The sequence below is a fragment of the Nocardioides sp. genome (assembly GCF_035703625.1).
Lineage (GTDB): Bacteria > Actinomycetota > Actinomycetes > Propionibacteriales > Nocardioidaceae > Nocardioides.
In genome coordinates, this window is record NZ_DASSXS010000044.1 from 1 (window position 1) to 6780 (window position 6780).

Below are 6780 nucleotides of genomic sequence, written 5' to 3' on the forward strand. Positions count from 1 at the left end.
GAAACCCCGACCAGCTGGCGCTGCTGCGGGAGCGCCCCGACCTGGCCGGCAACGCCGTCGAGGAGCTGCTCCGCTACGACTCACCGGTGCAGATGAGCCGCCGGATCACGCTCGAGCCCTATCGCGTGGCCGGGGCCGAGATCCCCGCCGGCGCGTTCGTCATCTCCAGCCTCGCCGCGGCCAACCGTGATCCGGGCCGTTGGGGGCCCGATGCGGACGAGCTGCGCCTCGACCGGGAGGATGCGCGCGCCCATGTGTCGTTCGGCGCGGGCGTCCACCACTGTCTCGGGGCAGCCCTGGCCCGCCTCGAGGGCAGGGTCGCGATCCAGCGGCTGGTCGAGCGTTTCCCGCAGCTGCGGCTGACCGGGGAGCCGGTCTGGAACGGCCGGATCAACCTGCGCGGCCCCCAGCACCTGCCGGTGGCCGTCGCATGAGCACGAGCAGGGACCTCTCCACCCTGGGCATCGCCATCACCGGCGGGGCCCGCGGGATCGGCCTGGCCACCGCGACCCGGCTGGCGCGGGCGGGTGCCCGGGTCGTGATCGGCGACCGCGACGTCGAGGTCGCCGCGAGGGCCACCGCCGACCTGGACGTCGAGGTCCTGCCCCTCGACGTCGCCGACCCCGCGTCGTGGAGGTCCTTCGCAGAGTCCGCCGGGCGGGTCGACGTCCTGGTCAACAACGCGGGGATCATGCCGGTCGGCCCGGTGGTCGAGGAGCCCGACGAGGTCACGCGCGCGATCCTCGACGTCAACCTGCTGGGCGTCATCACCGGCACCAAGACGATCGCGCCCGGGATGGTCAGGCGGGGCCGGGGGCACATCGTCAACGTCGCCTCGGGCGTCGGCCGGGTCGCCGTACCGAACGGCGCGACCTACGCCGCCTCCAAGTTCGGCGTGGTCGGCTTCACCGAGGCCACCCGGGGCGAGCTCGCGCCGTACGGCGTCGACGTCTCGATGGTGCTGCCCACCGTCGTCCAGACCGAGCTCGCGGCGGGGGTGTCCCAGGCGCGGTTCGTGAAGCCCGTGACCGCCGACGACGTGGCCGCCGCCATCGAGGCGGTCATCCTCAGCCCCCGACCGGAGACGTGGGTGCCCCGCTGGACCCAGGGGATGGTGCGCAGCACCCAGCTGCTCCCGCGCCGGGTCCAGGAGGCGATCTCGCGGCTCTTCCACGCCGACGCCATCCTGACCGGCGCCGACGCGGCAGCCCGCGCCGACTACGAGCAGCGGATCCGCCCGTGAAGGCCCTGGTCATCGGCACCGGCGGGCGCGAGCACGCGCTGGCCCGCGCGCTCTCCCTGGACCCCCAGGTCACCGAGGTGCATGCCGCGCCGGGCAACCCCGGGATCGCCGCCGTGGCGACGCTCCACGACGTCGACCCGATGAACGGCTCCGACGTCGCCGCGCTCGCGGAGAAGCTCGGCGTGGACCTGGTCGTCGTCGGTCCCGAGGCGCCGCTGGTCGCCGGGGTCGCGGACGCCGTGACCGAGCGCGGGATCGCATGCTTCGGTCCGTCGGCCGCCGCCGCCCAGCTGGAGGGATCCAAGGCGTTCGCCAAGGACGTGATGGCGGCCGCCGGCGTCCCTACGGCCGCGGCCCGGCTGTGCACCACGGCCGGCGAGGCCACCTCGGCGCTGGACGAGTTCGGCGCCCCCTACGTGGTCAAGGACGACGGGCTCGCCGCCGGCAAGGGCGTGGTCGTCACCTCCGACCGGGCCGCCGCCCTCGCGCACGCCGCAGCCTGCGACCGGGTGGTGATCGAGGAGTACCTCGACGGTCCCGAGGTGTCGCTCTTCGCGATCACCGACGGCTTCTGCGTCTACCCGCTCCAGCCCGCCCAGGACTTCAAGCGGATCCACGACGGCGACGAGGGCCCCAACACGGGCGGGATGGGGGCCTACACCCCGCTCCCGTGGGCGCCCGCCGACCTCGTCGACGAGGTGCTCACCACGGTGCTCCAGCCGACGGTCGACGAGATGGCCCGCCGCGGCACGCCGTTCCGGGGGCTGCTCTACGTCGGCCTCGCCCTCACCTCCCGCGGCGTCCGGGTCGTCGAGTTCAACGCCCGCTTCGGCGACCCCGAGACCCAGCCGCTCCTCGCGCTCCTCGAGTCGCCCCTGTCGCCGCTGCTGCTCGGGGCTGCCAACGGCGCGCTCGTCGACGTCCAGCCACCCGTGTTCCGGCCCGGCGCCGCCGTCGCCGTGGTGCTCGCCTCGGCCGGCTACCCCGAGTCGTCCTCGAAGGGGGACGTGATCACCGGTCTCGAGGCGGCGGAGGGGCTCGACGGGGTGCACGTGATCCACGCCGGGACGGCAGAGGTGGACGGCGACCTGGTCACCGCCGGCGGACGCGTCCTCGCCGTGGTCGGCACCGGTGCCGACGTCGGGGCCGCCCGGCAGGCGGCGTACTCGGGTGTCGACGTGATCGCGTTCGACGGAGCCCAGCACCGCACGGACATCGCGGCCGGGCACTAGGGTCTGCGGCGTGGCAGCACGCGAGAGGTGGATTGCCGAGGCCACCGACATCCTCGGCACGCCCGTCGACGAGGTCGTCCCCCTGGCGCGGAGCAAGCCGTCGAAGCCGGCGTGGCTCGTCAGCTCGATGGTGGTGGCCTTCTTCGTGGTCCTCCTGTACGAGTTCGGGATGGTGCCCGGCCCCCAGTTCCTGGAGTACTTCGTGGCTCCGACCGCGGTCGTGGCGTCGCTCGTGCTGGGGAGCGAGCAGCGCTTCGCAGCACAGACCCGCGAGGGTGGCATCTGGCTGCTGACCGGGACGCGGGTGAGTCCCCGCCCGCTGGCGCCGATCGGCCCGGTCGACCCGGAGCAGGTCAGTGCACCGGGCGGGATGTTCGGCAACACGTTCACGATCGCCGGCATCAAGCACCAGGTCGCCGTGCAGCAGAAGGCGCGCTTCCGGGGAATGGTCGAGAGCGCCAGCCGGCCACTCGCGGGCTGAGCGCCGGCGCCGGCGCGCCCGATGGTGGCTCCCGAGCCCCGGGCGGGGCGACATGTGCGCCCGGATGGGACAATCCGGCATGTGAGCGTCCCCAATGTCCTCGCCAACCGCTACGCCGGGGAGGACCTCGTCCACCTCTGGTCGCCGCAGCACAAGATCGTCCTCGAGCGGCAGCTGTGGATCGCGGTGCTCCGGGCCCAGCGCGACCTGGGCGTCGACGTTCCCGACGGCGTCATCGAGGCCTACGAGGACGTCGTCGCCCTGCAGGAGAAGGGGGTCGACCTCGAGTCGATCGCCGCCCGCGAGCGGGTCACCCGCCACGACGTGAAGGCGAGGATCGAGGAGTTCAGCGCGCTGGCCGGTCACGAGCACATCCACAAGGGGATGACCTCGCGCGACCTGACCGAGACCGTCGAGCAGCTCCAGGTCCTCTCCTCGCTGCGGCTGCTCCGCGACCGCACGGTCGCCGCGCTGGCCCGGCTCGCCCGGCTGGCGGCCGAGCACGAGACCACCGTCATGGCCGGCCGCTCGCACAACGTGGCCGCCCAGGCGACCACGCTCGGCAAGCGCTTCGCCACCGTCGCCGACGAGCTGCTGGCCGCGCTGGAGCGCGTGGAGGACCTGCTGAACCGCTACCCGCTGCGGGGCATCAAGGGGCCGATGGGCACCGCGCAGGACATGCTCGACCTGCTGGACGGCGACGAGACCAGGCTGGCCGACCTCGAGGAGCGGGTGGCCGCCCACCTGGGCTTCCGGCGGGTGCTCACCTCGGTGGGCCAGGTCTACCCCCGCTCGCTCGACTTCGACGTGGTGTCGTCACTGGTGCAGCTCGTGGCCGGGCCGGCCAACCTGGCCACCACGATCCGGCTGATGGCCGGCCACGAGCTGGTGACCGAGGGCTTCGTCGAGGGGCAGGTCGGCTCGTCGGCGATGCCGCACAAGATGAACACCCGGTCCTGCGAGCGGGTCAACGGCCTCGCGGTCGTGCTCCGCGGTTACCTGTCCATGGTCGGCGAGCTCACCGGTGACCAGTGGAACGAGGGCGACGTCTCCTGCTCGGTCGTACGACGCGTCGCGCTGCCCGACGCGTTCTTCGCCGCCGACGGGCTGTTCCAGACCTTCCTCACCGTGCTCGACGAGTTCGGCGCGTTCCCCGCGGTGATCCAGCGCGAGCTCGACCGCTACCTCCCCTTCCTGGCGACCACCAAGGTGCTGATGGCGGCCGTGCGCAACGGCGTCGGCCGGGAGACTGCGCACGAGGCGATCAAGGAGGCGGCCGTCGGGACCGCCCTCGACATGCGCGCCGGCGCCACCGACAACGACGTCCTCGCCCGGCTCGCCGCCGACGAGCGCCTCGGCCTGACCGCTGAGCAGCTCGACTCCCTCGTCGCCGAGCCGATCACGTTCACCGGAGCAGCCGTCGCCCAGACCCAGGCCGTGTGCCGCCGGGTCGGCGAGGTGGTCGGGCGCCACCCGGAAGCGGCGACGTACTCGCCGGGCGCGATCCTCTAGCCCCGGCCCGCGACGGGGCGCACCATCGAGGCATGGAGCTGCGGCTGGCCACCATGGCCGACCTGCCGACGCTGCGGACCGTCATGGACGCCGCGATCGCCGAGCTGCAGAAGGGCTTCCTGAGCGAGGAGCAGATCGAGTCCAGCCGGACGATCATGGGGCTGGACACCCAGCTGGTCGAGGACGGCACCTACTTCGTCGTCGAGCACGAGGGCGAGATCGTCGGGTGCGGCGGGTGGAGCCGACGGGCCACCCTCTACGGCAGCGACACGACCGCGGGCCGGGACGCCCACCTGCTCGACCCCGCCGGCGACGCAGCCCGGGTGCGGGCGATGTACACCCTGCCCCGGTGTGCCCGGCGCGGGGTCGGGCGGATGATCCTGGAGGCCTGCGAGGAAGCAGCGGCCGCCGAGGGCTTCACCCGGATGTCGTTGATGGCCACCCTGTCCGGGGTCCCGCTCTACACGAGGTACGGCTTCGTGGAGGTCGAGCGCGTGCCCGACGCCCGGACGTCGGGGAGGTCGGCGGGAGCACCGGTGCCCTGCATCAGGATGGAAGCACCGATCCGCCCGCGACCCGCAGGTCGCGCACGGCCATGACCATGGCCACCGCCAGCACGCCCAGGGCGGTGAACAGGGCCGCCTGCAGCGCATCGCCCGGCGGCGTCTCGACGAGCTGGTAGGACGTCATCAGCAGGGCCGCGCCGACGGCCGACCCGATCCTGGCCCCGGTCTGGAGGGCACCGCCGGCCGCGCCGCCCATCGCGGGCGGAACCTGGGCCAGGCTCAGCGTGAAGTTGGGGGAGATGACGCCACCACCGCCGAGACCGGCGAGGAGCAGGGTCGGCACCATCACCCACCAGAGCGCGTCCGGCGCCCGTCCGGGCACCAGGAGGGCTGCCGCGAGAACGCCGGTCATCATCACCGTGAGCGAGATGACCGTGACCCGCCGGCCCACGACGGACACCATGCGCCCGGCCAGCGTTGCGGTCAGCGCAGAGCCGAGCGCGAACGGCGTGATGAGGAGCCCGGCGGTCAGCGGCGAGAGTCCGAGCCCGTCCTGCAGGTAGACCGACAGGACCAGGAAGATCCCGGTGAACCCCGTGAAGTAGAGGGTCTGGATGGCCAGCCCGCCGGCGTAGCCCGGAGTACGCCGGAGCAGCCCGACGTCGAGGATCGGCGCCCCGCCGGCGCGTACGACGCGTCGCTCCCACTGCACGAAGCCGGCGAGGAACGCCGGAGCCAGGACCAGCAGGACCAGCGGCATCCGGGCGCCGCCCTCGAGGCTCACCAGCGGGAACAGCACGGCCAGCACCCCGAGCCCCAGCAGGGCGGCCCCCACCAGGTCGAGCCGGGTGTCGCGATCGGGCTGGGCTGCCGGACCGGGCACCATCCGGGCGATCGCGACCAGAGCGACGAGCCCGATCGGGACATTGACGAGGAAGAGCAGGCGCCACCCCTCGTCCTCTCCCGCCACCGCGAGGATCAGGCCGCCGAGGATCGGCCCGAGGCCGGAGGAGATCGAGACGGTCAGCCCGAAGAAGCCGAACGCGCGGCCCCGCTCGGCACCGCGGAACAGCTGCTGGATCAGGCCCGTGTTCTGCGGGGTGAGCAGTCCAGCCGTCGCGCCCTGGGCGAGCCTGGCCACGATGACCGTCTCGATGTTGGGCGCGAGTCCGACGGCCGCGCTGGACACGATGAAGCCGGAGAGGCCGATCAGCATCATCAGGCGACGCCCGACCGCGTCGCCGAGCCGCCCGCCGGCCACCAGCGTGAGACCGAAGGCCAGGGCGTAGCCGGACACCACCCACTGCACGGTGCCGGCCGTGGTGTCGAGCCCGGCGCGCATGGACGGGATCGCGACGTTCACGATCGTCACGTCCAGCAGTGACATGAACCCGACCAGGAGGGTGACGGCGAGGATCCGCCAGCGGCGAGGGTCGGGCTCGTCGATCACCACCACAGCATCCCCGAGCCTGGTCAGATCAGGTTGGATGGGGGCATGGCGAAGGCAGTCGACCTCAGGGTGACCGGCCTCGTGCAGGGGGTGTTCTTCCGCGCCGAGGCGCAGCAGGAGGCCTACCGGCTCGGGGTGTCCGGCTGGGTGCGGAACGAGCCGGACGGGTCCGTGGCAGCCCATGTCGAAGGTGATTCCGGCGCGGTCGACGCGATGGTGGCGTGGTGCAGGGAGGGTCCGAGGCGGGCCCGGGTGGCGGGTGTCGACGTACGCGACGCCGAGGTCACGGGCGCCCGGAGCTTCGACGTCGACTGACCAGGAAATGCAGCGGCGCCCGGCCAGAACGTGGCCGGGCG

8 protein-coding genes are annotated in these 6780 nt (G+C 73.1%); 7 read left to right on the forward strand and 1 reads right to left on the reverse strand.

All coding sequences use genetic code 11. The features are described 5' to 3' along the window. The 6 genes from VFN12_RS02000 to VFN12_RS02025 form a co-directional block, all read left to right on the forward strand. On the forward strand, positions 1 to 434 hold a 434-nt coding region (locus tag VFN12_RS02000; protein WP_325116875.1), incomplete at its 5' end, for a cytochrome P450. Continuing rightward, entirely contained in the window at positions 431 to 1243 is an 813-nt protein-coding gene (locus VFN12_RS02005) for an SDR family oxidoreductase (RefSeq protein WP_325116876.1), read from the forward strand. The genes VFN12_RS02000 and VFN12_RS02005, both read left to right, overlap by 4 nt. After that, on the forward strand, positions 1240 to 2475 hold the full coding sequence (gene purD, locus VFN12_RS02010) for a phosphoribosylamine--glycine ligase (RefSeq protein ID WP_325116877.1): 1236 nt from the start codon (positions 1240 to 1242) through the stop codon (positions 2473 to 2475). Before VFN12_RS02005 ends, purD begins: the two co-directional genes overlap by 4 nt. Before the next feature lie 10 nt (positions 2476 to 2485). Beyond that, the gene (locus VFN12_RS02015; RefSeq protein ID WP_325116879.1) at positions 2486 to 2956 is read left to right on the forward strand and encodes a hypothetical protein; all 471 of its coding nucleotides are present in this window, start codon (positions 2486 to 2488) and stop codon (positions 2954 to 2956) included. A gap of 81 nt (positions 2957 to 3037) precedes the next feature. Then, positions 3038 to 4468, forward strand: a complete 1431-nt coding sequence (gene purB / locus VFN12_RS02020) for an adenylosuccinate lyase (protein WP_325116880.1) — start codon at positions 3038 to 3040, stop codon at positions 4466 to 4468. 32 nt (positions 4469 to 4500) lie between these two features. Further along, positions 4501 to 5067, forward strand: coding sequence for a GNAT family N-acetyltransferase (locus tag VFN12_RS02025; protein ID WP_325116881.1), 567 nt, complete (start codon positions 4501 to 4503; stop codon positions 5065 to 5067). Here the strand turns inward: VFN12_RS02025 and VFN12_RS02030 are convergent. After that, complete coding sequence (locus VFN12_RS02030) at positions 5015 to 6427, reverse strand: MFS transporter (protein ID WP_325116882.1); 1413 nt, start codon at positions 6425 to 6427, stop codon at positions 5015 to 5017. The two genes, VFN12_RS02025 and VFN12_RS02030, sit on opposite strands and share 53 nt — an antisense overlap. A gap of 42 nt (positions 6428 to 6469) precedes the next feature. Here VFN12_RS02030 and VFN12_RS02035 point away from each other — a divergent pair, with 42 nt between their 5' ends. Continuing rightward, positions 6470 to 6739, forward strand: a complete 270-nt coding sequence (locus tag VFN12_RS02035) for an acylphosphatase (RefSeq protein WP_325116883.1) — start codon at positions 6470 to 6472, stop codon at positions 6737 to 6739. The last annotated feature ends 41 nt before the right edge of the window (positions 6740 to 6780 follow it).

Excerpts from the sequence above, each read along its gene's own strand:
- VFN12_RS02025 (WP_325116881.1), top strand. The coding sequence starts at position 4,501 with ATGGAGCTGCGGCTGGCCACCATGGCCGACCTGCCGACGCTGCGGACC.
- VFN12_RS02035 (WP_325116883.1), top strand. The coding sequence starts at position 6,470 with ATGGCGAAGGCAGTCGACCTCAGGGTGACCGGCCTCGTGCAGGGGGTG.
- VFN12_RS02005 (WP_325116876.1), top strand. The coding sequence starts at position 431 with ATGAGCACGAGCAGGGACCTCTCCACCCTGGGCATCGCCATCACCGGC.